The sequence below is a fragment of the Micromonospora sp. NPDC005197 genome (assembly GCF_040608295.1).
In the GTDB taxonomy this organism is placed as follows: domain Bacteria; phylum Actinomycetota; class Actinomycetes; order Mycobacteriales; family Micromonosporaceae; genus Micromonospora.
Genome location: NZ_JBEXHY010000063.1, coordinates 1 through 14,421, shown reverse-complemented (window position 1 = coordinate 14,421; position 14,421 = coordinate 1). Strand labels below are relative to the sequence as shown.

The following is a 14,421-nucleotide window of genomic DNA, read 5'->3' as shown; positions in this document are numbered from 1 at the left end:
GACCCGCCGCACCGCAGCAGCGCGGTCGGGTCGGCGTGCGCCTCACCGCAACCGCCGGCCCCGCGGCACCGTGTCGGTCTCGTCGTCGAACTCGCCGATGACCTCCTCCAGCAGGTCCTCCAGAGCGACGAAGCCGATCGGGCGGGCCGGACCACCGCCGTTGCGCACCAGCGCGAGCTGGGACTGCCGGGCGCGCATCGCGGCCACCGCCTCGGTGACCGAGGACGTCGCCGGGAGGGTGAAAGCCGGCGTCATCAGCTCCCCGGCGGTGGCGGCCCGGCCGGTGGTGACCACCCGTACCGCCTCCCGGACGTGCACCAGGCCACAGACGTCGCCGCTGGAGTCCAGGACCGCCAGCCGCGACCGGCCGCTGTCCCGGCTGACCTGCTCGATCCGCTCGGCCGGGTCGTCGCGCCGGACGGTGACCATGGTGGCGAACGGCTCCATCACCTGCGCCACCGACGTGCCCTGCAACTCCAGCATGCTGGTGAGCAGCTGGTGCTGCTCAGCGCCGAGCAACCCGTGCTCGCGGGACTGCTCCAGCAGCATCCGCAGCTCGTCCGGGCCGTGCACCTGGGCGAGCTGATCCTGCTGGTTGACCCCGACCAGGCGCAGGATCGCGTTGGCCAGCGCGTTCAACGCCGACAGCACCGGCCGGGACACCCGGGCGAAGGCCCGGAACGGCAGCGCGAGCAGCGTCGCCGAACGCTCGGCGTCGGTGATCGCCCACGACTTCGGCGCCATCTCCCCCACCACCAGGTGCAGGAAGGTCACCAGAGCGAGGGCGAAGACCAGGGCGACCACGTGACTGGCCGCGTCGGGCAGCCCCACCGCGTGCAGCAGCGGGCTGATCAGGTGCTCGATCGCCGGTTCGGCCAGCGCGCCGAGCCCCAGGGTGCACAGCGTGATGCCCAGCTGCGCCCCGGCCAGCATCAGCGACAGCTCGCGGACACCGTCCAGCGCGGCCCGGGCCGCCCGGCCGCCGCTGGCCGCCGCCTGCTCCAGCCGGTACCGCTTGCTGGCCACCAGGGCGAACTCGGCGGCCACGAAGAACCCGTTCAGCGCCAGCAGGACCCCCGAGCTGAACAACGCGATGCCGGGGCTCACGCGGTCACCCCCGGCGTGCTCAGTTGCAGCCGTACCGAGTCGGCGACGTGCCGGTCCACGGCGAGCACCTCGACCAGGGCCCGAGGCTCCGCCTCACCGTCTTCGACCTCGGCACCCTCGGGCAGCAGGCTGATCTCCAGCCGGTCGCCGACCTCCGGCACCCGGCCCAGCTCGCGCATGACCAGCCCGGACAGCGTGTCGTACTCCGGGGCTTCGGGCAGCGCGATGCCGGTGCTGTCGGCGACCTCGTCGATCCGCCAGCGGGCCGGCACCACCCACGAGCCGTCGTCCTGCCGCGCGGGGGCGCGCTCCGGCGGGTCGTCCTCGTCCCGGATCGGGCCGACCAGCTCCTCCGCGATGTCCTCCAGCGTGATCACACCGGCGAAGCCGCCGTACTCGTCCACCACGCAGGCCATCTGCCGGTGCCCGGACCGCAGGCGGTCCAGCACCGTGGGCAGGGGCAGGGTCTCCGGCACGAGCAGCGGCGGCCCCGCCACCGCGCTCACCGGGGTGGTGGCCCGCTCCCCCGGCGGTACGCCGAGCACCTCGGCGATCCCGACGATGCCGATCAGGTCGTCGACGCCCTCGGCACCCCGCACCGGGAAGCGGGAGTGGCCGGTGTCCAGCAGCTCGACCACCCGGCTCACCGGCTCCTGCGCCCGGACGGTGTGCACGTCGACGCGCGGCACCATCGCCTCGCCGGCGGTCAGCTCGCGGAAGTCGAGCCCGCGGTCGAGCAGCGTGGACATCTCGGCGTCCAGGCTGCCCTCCTCGCGGGACTCGGCGATGATCTGTTCCAGGTCGGCGGGGGTGGCGCCGCTGGGCAGCTCCTCGATCGGCTCGATGCCGACCCGGCGCAGCAGGCGTATCGACGCGCGGTCGAAGAGCCGGATCACCGGCCCGGCCATCGCCAGGTAGAGGAGGGTGGACCGGCTCAGCGCCCGGGCGAGTGACTCGGCTCGGGCGATGGCGAGGTTCTTCGGGGCCAGCTCGCCGAGGACCATCTGCACCACGGTGGCGATGACCAGGGCCAGCGCCACCGACAGCGGCAGGCTGACCGACTCGCGGAGACCGGCGACGCCGAACAGGTCGGCGAGGCCGCCGCCGAGGTACGGCTCGGCGACGTAGCCGACCAGCAGGGCGGTGACGGTGATGCCTAGTTGCGCACCGGAGAGCACGAAGGAGAGCCGGCTGGTGACGGTGAGGGCCCGGGCGGCGGCCTGGTCGCCGTCGTCGGCGAGCTGGCGCAGCTTGCCCCGGTCCACGGCGACATAGCCGAACTCCTGCGCCACGAAGTAACCGGTGGCGGCAGTGAGCAGGATGATCAAGAGAAGGCCGACGACGATCAACACGGGTCGCTCAGGGCTCCCGGGGCCGTCGGGACGGGAATATGCCGGGCACGACCCGGCTGGCTACTGCTGCCCTCCTGGGCAGAAGAGTCGATCATGCCGCTATTTTATCGGCGTTGCCTGGGACTCCGCTGAGGGTGGGCCGAAGGCGTCGATCGTCCGGTTCACTCCGGCCGGGCGCGGCCGTCGCCGGGTCCGCCGCCCGCCGGGCGCTCGGCCAACTCGTCGGCGTCGAGCAGGCCGCGGTCGAACCGGCCGGACCGGTACGCGGCCCGGCCGATCATCTGTGCCGCGACCGGCGCGGTGGCCAACTGGAAGACCGCCACCAGCAGGATCGTGCCGACGTCGGCCGCGGACCGCAGCCGTAGCGTGATGCCGAGCAGCAGCAGGAGCACTCCCAGCACCTGGGGTTTGGTGGCCGCGTGCATCCGGGACAGGGCGTCCGGGAAGCGCAGCACACCGATCGCGGCGGACAGGGCGAGCAGCGCGCCGGTCACCAGGCAGGCGGCGCCGAGCCAGTCGGCAGCCGTCGCGAGCACACCGGCCGCCGAGTGTCCGCCGGTCGCCACCATCACGCCTGCTCCCGCACGGCGAAGCGGACCAGGGACACCGAGCCGACGAAACCGAGCAGGGAGAGCACCACCAGCACGGGCAGCGTGGTGGCGTGCCGGTTGACCGCCGCCTCCGCGCCCACCGCGCCGACCATGGTGGCGAGGAGCATGTCCGCCGCGATCACCCGGTCCAGCAGCGAGGGGCCCCGGTAGAGCCGGATCAGCGCGAGCAGCGCGGTCACCGACAGCAGGGTGGTGAGGACGACGGCCAGGAACGTGATCATTGGGAGTTTCCCTTCTCGACGGGATGGGGCCCGACGCGGCGCAGTTCGGCGGCGCTGCCCACCGCCCGGACGATCCGTCGCTCGACGTCGAGGGTGCGTTCCCGGGAGAGGGCCAGGTCCGCCGGCCCGTGGGTGTCCAGCACGTGCAGGTAGAGCGTCGCCGACTCCCGGTCCACCTCGAGGATCAGCGTGCCCGGCACCAGCGAGACCGCCTCGGCGGTGAGCGCCAGGTTCAGGTCGGTGGGAACCCGCAGCGCCACGGCGATGATCGCCCCGCGCGGGCGGTAGCCGGGTTGTACGGCGATCCGGGCGATGTGCAGGCTCGCGCTGACGAGTTCGACGGCGAACCGGCCCGCGAACGCCACCAGGGCACCCGGCCGCAGCCGGCCGCCGAAGCTGACCGCCGGCAGCGGGAAGAACACCAGGACCGCGCCGCCCACCAGCAGGCCACCGATGATGTTGGCGAGGTTGATCGAACCCCAGAGCAGGTTCCAGACGAGCACCAGCCAGCCGAGCGCCAACGCCTGGTCCCGCCAACGCCCGAACCGGCTCCGCACCGGCGGGGTCGCGCCCGTCGGGGTCGTCGCGCGCGGGCCGGTCACGGCACGACACCGGGCAGGACGGCCCGCACGTACGGGGTACGCAAGAGCAGGTCGGTGGCCGCGTCGGCGGTGACGTCGAAGAGCGGGCCGGCCAGCACGGTGAGCGTCAACCCGAACGCGACCAGGGCGGCGGTCGCGCCGACCATCACGGTGGGCAGCCGGACGGTGGGCTCGCTGGAGACGGTCCGGGGCGCCCGCCAGAACGCGATGTTCCACACCCGGGAGGCCACGTACAGGGTGAGCAGGCTGGTCAGCGTGCCGGCCGCCACCAGCGTCAAGGGCAGCGCCCCGCCGGCCGCCACACCGGCCTGGAGCAGGCCGAGCTTGCCGAGGAACCCGGAGAACGGCGGCACCCCGGCGAGATTCATCGCCGGTACGAAGAAGAGGACGCCGAGCAGGGGCGCCATTCGGGCCAGGCCGCCGAGACGGCGCAGGTCGGTGCTGCCGGCCCGCTCCTCGACCAGGCCGGCCACCAGGAACAGCGTGGTCTGGATGGTGATGTGGTGCACCACGTAGAAGATCGCGCCGGCGAGACCGGCGGCGGTGCTCAACGCCACCCCGAAGATCATGTAGCCGATGTGGCTGACCAGGGTGAACGAGAAGAGCCGCTTCATGTCCGACTGCGCCACCGCGCCGAGGATGCCGACCAGCATGGTCAGCCCGGCGACGACCATGAGCAGACCGTCGACCTGACCACCCGGAAACAGCAACGTCTCGGTACGGATGATCGCGTACACGCCGACCTTGGTGAGCAGCCCCGCGAACACGGCGGTGACCGGGGCCGGGGCCGTGGGATAGCTGTCCGGCAGCCAGGCCGACAGCGGGAAGACCGCCGCCTTGATCGCGAACGCGAGCAGCAGCATCAGTTGCAGGGTCAACCGGACGTTGTCCGGCAGGTCGTCGAGGCGCTGGGCGAGCTGCGCCAGGTTGAGCGTGCCGGTGGCCGCGTACACCAGCCCCACCGCGGCCAGGAAGATCATCGAGGAGAGGATGCTGACCACCACGTACGTCGACCCGGTGCGGATCCGCGTCTCGGTGCCGCCCAGCGTGATCAGCACGAAGCTGGCCGCCAGCAGGATCTCGAAGCCGACGAACAGGTTGAACAGGTCGCCCGCCAGGAACGCGTTGGTGACACCCGCGGTGAGCACCAGGTACGTCGGGTGGAAGATGACCACCGGCGCGCTCTCGCTGGTCTCGCTGCGGCCCTGGCCGATCGAGTACAGCAGCACGCAGAGGGTCACCGCCGAGGACACCACAAGCATCAGCGCGGCCAACTGGTCGGCCACCAGCACGATGCCGACCGGTGGCGGCCACCCGCCGATCGCGAGCACCACCGGCCCGTGCCGGTACGCCTGCACCAGCAGCACCACCGCGACGGTGAACGTGACGGTCAGGCAGAGCACGCTGACCGCTCGCTGCACCCGGGGCCGGGTGGCCAGCAGCAGGGTCAGCGCCGCGCCGAGCAGCGGCACCACCACCGGCAGCGGCAGGAGCCTGCTCACCACGTCCCCCACGCCCCGCTCACCGCGCCCCGTCCCCTCTGCCACGCCGGAGCCGTCGGCGGGCCGGCTCGGGATCGACCTGCTCCGGGTCGGCGTCCGGGCCCTCCCCGCCGTGGTCGACGGCCCCCACCTCGTTGCGCCCGGCCCGGCGGATGATCTGCCGGTCCTCCAGGTCGTCGGGCACCTCGTCGTCGCCGGTGAGATACCAGCTCCGGTACGCGACGGCGAGCAGGAACGCGGTGAACCCGAACGTGATCACGATGGCGGTCAGCACCATCGCCTGCGGCAGCGGGTCACTCATCTGGTCCACCGGCCCGGTGCCCACGACCGGCGCGCCACCGGACCGGCCGCCCAGCAGGATCAGCAGGTTGACCCCGTTGCCGAGCAGGATCACGCCGAGCAGGATCCGGGTGAGGCTGCGCTCCAGCAGCAGGATCACCCCGCACCCGACCAGCACCGCGACGGCGAGCACCAACACCATCGTGGGTCCGGGGCCACTCGCCGTCACGTCCGGCCGCCCTTGTCGACGGCCAGACCGCCGCTCGCCGTGCCGGTGGCCTCGATGTGCCGGTCCACCTCGGCGCCGAGGCTGCGCAGGATGTCCAGCATCAGCCCGATCACGATCAGGTACACGCCGATGTCGAAGAACAGCGAGGTGACGAGGTGGGCGTCGCCGATCAGCGGCAGGGACAGGTCGAGCTTGGCGCTCTCCAGCACCGACCCACCGGCCGCCAGCGCCACCGCGCCGGAGCCCACCGCCACGGCCAACCCCGCGCCGAGGATCAGGCCGGCGCCCACCGGGGCGGCCTCGGTCAGCTCGTACCGGCCGCCGGCCAGATAGCGGACCGCCAGCGCGAGCCCCGCCACCAGTCCGCCCGAGAACCCGCCGCCCGGCGCGTTGTGCCCGGAGAAGAGCAGGAACAGCGAGAACAGCACCACCGTGTGGAAGATCAGCCGGGTGACCACCTCCAGCACGAGCGAACGCTGCTCCTCGTAGAGGGTCGGGCCGCCCCGCAACCAGACCGGCCGGTCGGACCGGGCCGCTCGATCGGCCGACTCCGGCCGGCGCGGTCGCGGCCCGGTACGGGACCGCTCGAAGATCAGGCTGGCCACCCCGGTGGCGGCCACCACCAGCACCGCCACCTCCCCCATGGTGTCCCAGGCCCGGATGTCGACCAGGGTCACGTTGACCACGTTGCGGCCGTACGCCTCGCCCACCGCCAGGTCCGGGAAGACTGCGGAGATGTCCGGTGCGCGACGGGCCCCGGCCGCGACGAGGGCGAGCCCGCCCGCCGCCACGCCCATCGCCACGCCGATCACCCGGCGGGTCCATCGGCTGCGGCGCAGCGGACGGGCCGAGAAACGCTCCGGCAGGCGGCGCAGCACCAACACGAACACGGCGATGGTCGCGGTCTCCACCAGGAACTGCGTGAGCGCGAGATCCGGTGCGCCATGCAGGATGAACAGCATGGCGGTGCCGTAGCCGGTCATCCCCACCAGCAGCATCGCGGTCAACCGCCGGCGAGCGCCGACCGCGAGCAGCGCGGCCACCGCGATCACCACCACGACCACCGGTTGCAGCGGGTTGTCCCAGAGCGGGAGCCCGGCCCGCCACGGCCCGGCGGCGAGCATCGCCCCACCGGGCAGCAGCACGAGGGTGATCAGGATGATGCCCAGGTACTGCGGCAGGGAGCCCCGCTGGGTCGCGCCGGTGACCTCGATGGCGAGGCGGTCGAACCGGCCGACGGTCCACTCGTACCCCTGATTGCCGCTGACCGGCGCGCGGAGCCGGGCCAACACCGGGGCGAGCGGTCCGCGTAGCGCGAAGAGCAGGCCGCCGCCGGCGAGCGCCAGCACGGACAGACCGAGCGCCGCGGTCGGCCCGGGCCAGAGCGTCAGGTGCCCGTCGACCGCGCCGAGCAGTTCGGCGTACGGGCTGAGCAGGCCGTCCAGCACGCCGGCGGCGGGGCCGGCGAGCAGCCCGACGACGGCGAGCACGGCCGGGGGGACCAGCATCGACGGCGCGATCGGCACCGGCTCGACCGGTTCGACGCCCGGCCGGTCGGCGAACGCGCCCCAGAGGAAGCGGGCGCTGTACGCCACGGTGAGCACCGTCCCGGCGACCAGCCCGGTGAGGAGCACCGGGTCGTCGGTGAACGCCGCGAAGACCGCCTCCTTGGCGACGAACCCGACCAGCGGCGGCACGCCTGCCATCGACGCCGCCGCCAGCACCGCGACCGCGAACAACGGCCGCGACCAGCGCCGCAGCCCGGACAACTCGCGCAGGTCGCGGGTGCCGGCGCCGTGGTCGATGACGCCGACGACCAGGAACAGCGCCGCCTTGAACAGGGCGTGCGCCAGCAGCATCGCCGTGGCGGCCAGCGCGGCGTCCGGGGTGCCCGCGCCCGTCACCGCGACCAGCAGGCCCAACTGGCTGACCGTCCCGTACGCCAACAACAGCTTCAGGTCGGTCTGCCGCAGCGCCGCCCAGCCGCCGACGAGCATGGTGGCCACACCGGCGATGAGCACCACGGGCCGCCACGGGCCGACCGTGGCGAGCACCGGCGTGAGCAGCCCGACCAGGTAGACGCCCGCCTTGACCATGGCGGCGGCGTGCAGGTACGCGCTGACCGGGGTGGGCGCCGCCATCGCGACCGGCAGCCAGGAGCTGAACGGCAGCACCGCCGACTTGGACAGGGCCCCGGCCAGGATCAGCAGCACCGCCGTGATCAGGTAGCCGCCGCCGGGCAGCGGGTGGGTGGCGATCTCCGACCAGCGGTAGCTGCCGGCGTGCTGGCCGAGCAGGATGAACCCGACCAGCATGGCCAGCCCGCCCGCCGTGGTGACGGTCAACGCCTGCGCCGCCGCCCACCGGCTGGACCGGCGTTCGGTGCTGTGCCCGATCAGCAGGTACGAGAAGATCGTCGTCAGCTCCCAGCCGACGTAGAGCAGCAGCAGGTCGTCGGCGAAGACCAGGACGAGCATCGCGCCGGCGAAGGCGACCAGGACGGCGGCGAACTGCGCCATCCCGGGCGCGCCCGCGTCGAAGTACCGGGCGCTGTAGACCAGCACCAGCGCGCCGACGCCGCCGATCAACAGGGTCAGGAGCCAGGACAGCGTGGTGAGGCGCAGCGCGATGTCCAGGTCCAACTGCCCGATCCACGGGTACGTCTCGACCACCGCGCCGCCGTGACCGACGGCCGGGGTGCGGGCCAGCGCCCAGCCGAACGCGGCGGCCGGCGCGAGCGCCAGCGGATAGCACGCGCGCGGACCCCACCACCGGACGAGCAGCGGCGCGGCGAGGGCCGCCACGAGGTGGAGGATGAGCAGTACCAGCACCCGCACTCCCGATCGAGGTGGCCGACGCCCGTACAGCGGTGGCGCCTAGCAGCGATCGAACGCCAGTTCTCCGCCCTTCGGGCGGTTTTGCCGGAATAAGCCCGCTATGAGCCCTGGTGTGCGGTCGGCGGTCAGCGCAGCAGGGCGTCGCCGATGGTCAGCTCGTCGTCGAGGTCTGAGCTCTCCAGGTGCAGCTCACTCAGCAGATCGACGCGGCCGAGCTGGCGGGCGACCTTCGCGACGACCCGCTCCGCGACGGCCAGCGACCGCATCGAGAGCAGCCGGCCGCGGCTCTCCCGGCGGAGCACGAAATAGTGCACGGCGACGCGGACCTGCCCCCGGTCGGCGGCGCTGGCCTGGGCGGTGGAGACGACCATCTCGCGCAGGCAACGGGCGAGGCGTTCGGCGAGTTCCAGCTCGGGCCCGTGCAGGCCGCCGCGGAGCGTGGCGAGGTGACTGTCGACCTTGCGGATCAGCACATCGGTGGCGGGTTCGACGTGTCGCGGCTCGCCGGCCATCCGATCCCCTCCACCCGGTTCGCGTTGCGGGTGAAGTTACTTTATGTTGCTCCTTACAAGCAAGCAGTTAAGTGAGACTTAACGTATTAATGGCGCATCCATCGCTTTTTCCATCCAGCTCGGCACGTTCCCCCGTGGGCCGCTCGTCGTTGTCGTACCGGCGGGGCAGGATGGATCGGTGAGCGGGGGAGATGCGGACAAGGGCGGGGTGCTCGACGGCTTCGGCCCGGCCACCCGCGCCTGGTTCGACGCCGCCTTCGCCGCGCCCACCGCCGCCCAGACCGGTGCCTGGCGATCCGTCGCCGCCGGCCGCAACGCCCTCGTCGTGGCGCCCACCGGCTCCGGCAAGACGCTCGCCGCCTTCCTCTGGTCGCTGGACCGGCTGGCCCGCGAGCCCGCACCGGCCGAGGCACGGCAGCGGTGCCGGGTGCTCTACGTCAGCCCGCTCAAGGCTCTCGCCGTCGACGTGGAGCGCAACCTGCGCGCCCCGCTGGCCGGCATCCGGCAGGCGGCGGCCCGGCTCGGCGTGACGCCGCCGGACATCACCGTCGGCATGCGCACCGGCGACACACCTGCCGACGAGCGACGGGCCTTCGCCCGCACCCCACCGGACATCCTCATCACCACGCCCGAGTCCCTGTTCCTGCTGCTCACCTCCGCCGCTCGGGACTCGCTGCGCGGCGTCCAGACGGTGATCGTCGACGAGGTGCACGCGGTGGCCGGCAGCAAGCGCGGCGCCCACCTCGCCCTCTCGCTGGAACGCCTGGACGAGCTGCTGCCCACGCCGGCACAACGGATCGGCCTCTCCGCCACCGTCCGGCCGGTCGACGCCTGCGCCCGGTTCCTCGGCGGCGCCCGGCCGGTTGACGTCGTGCAGCCGGCCACGGCGAAGACCATCGAGGTCAGCGTGCAGGTCCCCGTGGAGGACATGACCCGCCTCGACGACCAGGAGCAGCCGCCGGAGGATTCCCTCGGCGGTCCCGGGCCACGCCGTGCCTCGATCTGGCCGGCCGTCGAGGAGCGGGTCTTCACGCTCATCGGTCAGCACCGCTCCACCATCGTCTTCACCAACTCCCGCCGCAGCGCCGAGCGCCTGTGCGCCCGGCTCAACGAGCTGGCCGCCGAGGAGGTCGCCTCCGGGTCGGCCGTGGGCGCGATCGACGTACCGGATGGGTTGTCGGTGGGCGACGAGCCGGCCGCCGACGGCGGCCCGGCGCCCGGCGCGCAGCGGTGGGGTGGCCCAGCCGAGGTGATGGCCCAGTCCGGCGCGGCCACCGGCGCCGCGCCGGTGATCGCCCGCGCGCACCACGGCAGCGTCTCGCGCGAGGAGCGCAAGCACATCGAGGAGGCGCTCAAGTCCGGCCAGCTCCCGGCGGTGGTGGCCACCTCCAGCCTGGAGCTGGGCATCGACATGGGCGCGGTCGACCTGGTGGTGCAGATCGAGGCCCCACCGAGCGTCGCCGCCGGCCTGCAACGCGTCGGTCGGGCCGGGCACCAGGTGGGCGCGGTCTCCCGCGGGGTGGTCTTTCCCAAGCACCGTGGCGACCTGCTGTCCTGCGCGGTCGTCGCCGAGCGGATGACCGACGGCGCGATCGAGGAGCTGCACTACCCGCGCAACCCGCTGGACGTGCTGGCCCAGCAGATCGTCGCGATGGTTTCTCTGGAGCCGTGGCGGGTCGGCGACCTGGCCGTGCTGGTCCGCCGGGCCGCGCCCTTCAACGAGTTGCCCGACTCCGCGCTGCACGCCGTGCTGGACATGCTCTCCGGCCGCTACCCGTCCACCGCGTTCGCCGAGCTGCGCCCCCGGCTGGTCTGGGACCGGGCCAGCGACCTGCTCACCGGCCGCCCCGGCGCGCAGCGCCTCGCGGTGACCAGCGGCGGCACCATCCCCGACCGGGGTCTGTTCGGGGTCTTCCTGGCCGGCGCCGAGCGGGCCGCCCGGGTCGGCGAGCTGGACGAGGAGATGGTCTACGAGTCGCGGGTCGGCGACGTCTTCCTGCTCGGCTCCTCGTCGTGGCGCATCGAGGAGATCACACCCGACCGGGTGCTGGTCTCCCCCGCGCCCGGTCAGGCCGCCAGGATGCCGTTCTGGAAGGGCGACCAGCTGGGCCGCCCGGTCGAGCTGGGTCGGGCCATCGGCGCCCGGGTACGCACCCTCCTGCGGTTGAGCGACGAGGCGGCGCTGGCCGCGCTGCGCGACGGCGGGCTGGACGACTGGGCCGCCGCCAACCTGATGGCCTACCTGCGCGACCAGCGGGAGGCCACCCGCTCGCTGCCCGACGACCGCACCATCGTGGTCGAGCGGTTCCGCGACGAGCTGGGCGACTGGCGGCTGGCCGTGCACAGCGTTCTCGGCGCGCGGGTCAACGGGCCGTGGGCCCTCGCCGTGGGCCGCCGGCTGGCCGAGCGGTACGGGGTGGACGCCCAGGTGATGCCCTCCGACGACGGGATCGTGGTGCGCCTGCCCGACACCGCCGACGAGCCACCCGGCGCCGACGTGGTGGTCTTCGAACCCGACGAGATCGCCCAGCTCGTGGAGGAGTCGGTCGGCACGTCCGCGCTCTTCGCCGCCCGTTTCCGGGAGTGCGCCGCCCGCTCGCTGCTGCTGCCCCGCCGCGACCCGCGCCGCCGCCAGCCGCTCTGGCAGCAGCGGCAACGCGCCGCGCAACTACTCGACGTCGCCCGCGAGTACGCCGACTTCCCGGTCACCCTGGAGGCCGCCCGGGAGTGCCTCCAGGACGTCTTCGACCAGCCGGCGCTGGCCGGGCTCATGCGCGACCTGGCGGCCCGCAAGGTCCGCCTGGTCGAGGTGGAGACCAGCGCGCCGTCCCCGTTCGCCCGGTCGCTGCTCTTCGGCTACGTCGGGGCGTTCCTCTACGAGGGCGACGCCCCGCTCGCCGAGCGCCGGGCCGCCGCCCTCGCGCTGGATTCCACCCTCCTCGGCGAGCTGCTCGGCCGGGTCGACCTGCGCGAACTGCTGGATCCGGCGGTGCTCGCCGAGACCGATCGGCAACTGCGCTGGCTGACCGACCAGCGCCGCCCGCGCGACGCGGAGGACGTGGTCGAGCTGCTGCGGGTGCTCGGCGACCTGAGCGACGCCGAGGTGACCGAGCGGGGCGTACCGGAGGGCTGGCTGACCGAGTTGGAGGCCACCCGCCGGGTGCTGCGGGTCCGCATCGCTGGCGAGCAGCGCTGGGTGGGCATCGAGGACGCCGCCCGGCTGCGCGACGCCCTCGGCGTGGCGCTGCCGGTCGGGGTGGCCGAGGCGTACCTCGCCCCGGTGGCTGACCCGCTGGGTGACCTGGTGGCCCGCTACGCCCGCACCCACGGGCCGTTCGCGGCGGCGAGCTGCGCGGCGCGCTTCGGGCTCGGGGTGTTCGTCGTCGAGCAGGCGCTGCGCCGCCTCGCCGCCACCGGCCGCGTCGTCTCCGGGGAGTTCACACCGGACACGGCCGGCGCCCAGTGGTGCGACGCCGAGGTGCTGCGGATGCTGCGCCGCCGTTCGCTCGCGGCGCTGCGCCGGGAGATCGAGCCGGTGCCGCCCCGGGCGCTGGCCACGTTCCTGCCGCGCTGGCAGCAGGTCGGCTCGTCCGCCCGGGGCGTGGAGGCGCTCGCCGCCACGGTGGAGCAGTTGCAGGGCGCGGCGGTGCCGGCGTCCGCGCTGGAGCGGCTGGTGCTGCCCGGCCGGGTCGCCGACTACTCCCCCGCCCACCTCGACGAGCTGTGCGCCAGCGGTGAGGTGCTCTGGGCCGGGTCCGGGGCGATCTCCGGGGGCGACGGCTGGGTCACCCTGGCGTACGCGGACGCCGCGCCGCTGCTGCTCCCGCCGCCCGACGAGGCGCTGACCCGTACCCCGCTGCACGACGCGGTACTCGACGCGCTCGGCGACGGGCAGGCGCTGTTCTTCCGCGCACTGGCCGACCGGGTCGGCTCCACCGACGACACCGCGCTGACCGGGGTGATCTGGGATCTGGTCTGGGCAGGCCACCTCACCAACGACACCCTCGCCCCGCTGCGGGCGGTCCTCGGCGCCGGTGGTGCGCACCGGTCGCGGCCCTCCGCGCCGCGCACCCGCTACCGGCGGCCCGGCCGGGTGGCGCTGCCCACCCGGAGCGGCCCACCGACCGTCGCCGGCCGCTGGTCGCGTCTTCCCGAACGGGACCTCGACCCGACGAGGCGGGCCGCCGCCCTCGCCGACGTGCTGCTGGAACGGCACGGCGTGGTCACCCGGGGCGCGGTGATGGCCGAGCAGGTGGTCGGCGGGTTCTCCGCCGTCTACCCGGTGTTGTCGGCGCTGGAGGAGCGCGGCGCGGCCCGCCGGGGCTACTTCGTCGAGGGCCTCGGCGCGGCGCAGTTCGCGGTGCCCGGCGCGGTGGACCGGCTCCGCGCGCTTGCCGACCCGGCCGACGGCGCGCGCGGCCGGAGCGGGCCGACCACAGTCCTCGCGGCCACCGACCCCGCCAACCCGTACGGCGCGGCGCTGCCCTGGCCGGAACGCGTCGTCGACTCCGGCGACGGGGCCGCCCCCGCGACCGGGCACCGGGCCGGTCGCAAGGCCGGCGCGCTGGTGGTGCAGGTCGCCGGTGACCTGGTGCTGTACGTGGAACGCGGCGGTCGGACCCTGCTCTCCTTCACCGACGACGCCGAAACGCTCGCGGCGGCCGGCAAGGCGCTCGCCGACGCTGTCCACTCCGGAGCGTTGGGCGCGATGTCGGTGGAGCGGGCCGACGGCGAGGCGGTGCACTCCTCGCCGCTGCGGGACGCGCTGACCGCCGCCGGCTTCCGGGCCACCCCGCGCGGCCTGCGCCTGCGCGGCTGATCAGACCGCGCGACGCCAGCGCGGCGGCCACCTGGCCCACTGGCCGTCCGGCCCGCTTGGGCCACTCGGCGCACCCGGCCCGTCCGGCCCACCGGCCCGCCCGGCCCACTTGGGCCACCCGGCCCACCGGGCCCACCCGGCCCGCGCCCACCCGGCCCACTTGGGCCACTTGGGCCACTTGGGCCACTTGGGCCACCCGGCCCACGCGACATGCTGCGCCGGGCGGTGTCGGCCCACCAGGCCCACCCGGCCCACTTGGCCCGCCAGATCCACCGGCCCATCGACCCACCGGCCCACCGGCTAGCCAATCTCCCGTCGAGCGATATGACTGTGAGTCATATTTATGACTC

The 14,421-nt window shown here is 74.0% G+C and carries 10 protein-coding genes; 1 reads left to right on the top strand and 9 read right to left on the bottom strand.

The features are described from left to right. Window positions 1–42: 42 nt before the first annotated feature. The 9 genes from ABZU46_RS20075 to ABZU46_RS20035 all read right to left on the bottom strand — a co-directional run bounded on the left by ABZU46_RS20075 (window position 43) and on the right by ABZU46_RS20035 (window position 9,252). On the bottom strand, window positions 43–1,107 hold the full coding sequence (locus ABZU46_RS20075; RefSeq protein WP_354859928.1) for a hemolysin family protein: 1,065 nt from the start codon (window positions 1,105–1,107) through the stop codon (window positions 43–45). After that, window positions 1,104–2,459: a hemolysin family protein gene (locus tag ABZU46_RS20070; RefSeq protein ID WP_354859925.1), complete on the bottom strand. Its 1,356-nt coding sequence runs from the start codon at window positions 2,457–2,459 to the stop codon at window positions 1,104–1,106. Before ABZU46_RS20070 ends, ABZU46_RS20075 begins: the two co-directional genes overlap by 4 nt. A gap of 161 nt (window positions 2,460–2,620) precedes the next feature. Continuing rightward, window positions 2,621–3,028, bottom strand: a complete 408-nt coding sequence (mnhG, locus tag ABZU46_RS20065; protein WP_354859970.1) for a monovalent cation/H(+) antiporter subunit G — start codon at window positions 3,026–3,028, stop codon at window positions 2,621–2,623. Further along, a complete protein-coding gene (locus ABZU46_RS20060; protein ID WP_354859923.1) occupies window positions 3,028–3,291 on the bottom strand; it encodes a monovalent cation/H+ antiporter complex subunit F in 264 nt (87 codons plus the stop codon). Before ABZU46_RS20060 ends, mnhG begins: the two co-directional genes overlap by 1 nt. Continuing rightward, window positions 3,288–3,893 (bottom strand): Na+/H+ antiporter subunit E, encoded by a 606-nt coding sequence (locus ABZU46_RS20055; protein ID WP_354859921.1) that lies wholly within the window; start codon window positions 3,891–3,893, stop codon window positions 3,288–3,290. Before ABZU46_RS20055 ends, ABZU46_RS20060 begins: the two co-directional genes overlap by 4 nt. Next, window positions 3,890–5,395, bottom strand: coding sequence for a Na+/H+ antiporter subunit D (locus ABZU46_RS20050; protein WP_354859919.1), 1,506 nt, complete (start codon window positions 5,393–5,395; stop codon window positions 3,890–3,892). Before ABZU46_RS20050 ends, ABZU46_RS20055 begins: the two co-directional genes overlap by 4 nt. 19 nt (window positions 5,396–5,414) lie before the next feature. After that, entirely contained in the window at window positions 5,415–5,876 is a 462-nt protein-coding gene (locus ABZU46_RS20045) for a Na(+)/H(+) antiporter subunit C (protein ID WP_354859968.1), read from the bottom strand. Window positions 5,877–5,899: 23 nt separating this feature from the next. Next, complete coding sequence (locus ABZU46_RS20040; protein WP_354859917.1) at window positions 5,900–8,734, bottom strand: Na+/H+ antiporter subunit A; 2,835 nt, start codon at window positions 8,732–8,734, stop codon at window positions 5,900–5,902. 131 nt (window positions 8,735–8,865) lie between these two features. After that, entirely contained in the window at window positions 8,866–9,252 is a 387-nt protein-coding gene (locus ABZU46_RS20035) for a hypothetical protein (protein ID WP_354859914.1), read from the bottom strand. A 178-nt stretch (window positions 9,253–9,430) separates the two neighbouring features. Here ABZU46_RS20035 and ABZU46_RS20030 point away from each other — a divergent pair, with 178 nt between their 5' ends. Next, window positions 9,431–14,071: an ATP-dependent helicase gene (locus ABZU46_RS20030; protein WP_354859911.1), complete on the top strand. Its 4,641-nt coding sequence runs from the start codon at window positions 9,431–9,433 to the stop codon at window positions 14,069–14,071. The last annotated feature ends 350 nt before the right edge of the window (window positions 14,072–14,421 follow it).

Excerpts from the sequence above, each read along its gene's own strand:
- mnhG (WP_354859970.1), bottom strand. The coding sequence starts at position 3,028 with ATGGTGGCGACCGGCGGACACTCGGCGGCCGGTGTGCTCGCGACGGCT.
- ABZU46_RS20060 (WP_354859923.1), bottom strand. The coding sequence starts at position 3,291 with ATGATCACGTTCCTGGCCGTCGTCCTCACCACCCTGCTGTCGGTGACC.
- ABZU46_RS20045 (WP_354859968.1), bottom strand. The coding sequence starts at position 5,876 with ATGGTGTTGGTGCTCGCCGTCGCGGTGCTGGTCGGGTGCGGGGTGATC.
- ABZU46_RS20035 (WP_354859914.1), bottom strand. The coding sequence starts at position 9,252 with ATGGCCGGCGAGCCGCGACACGTCGAACCCGCCACCGATGTGCTGATC.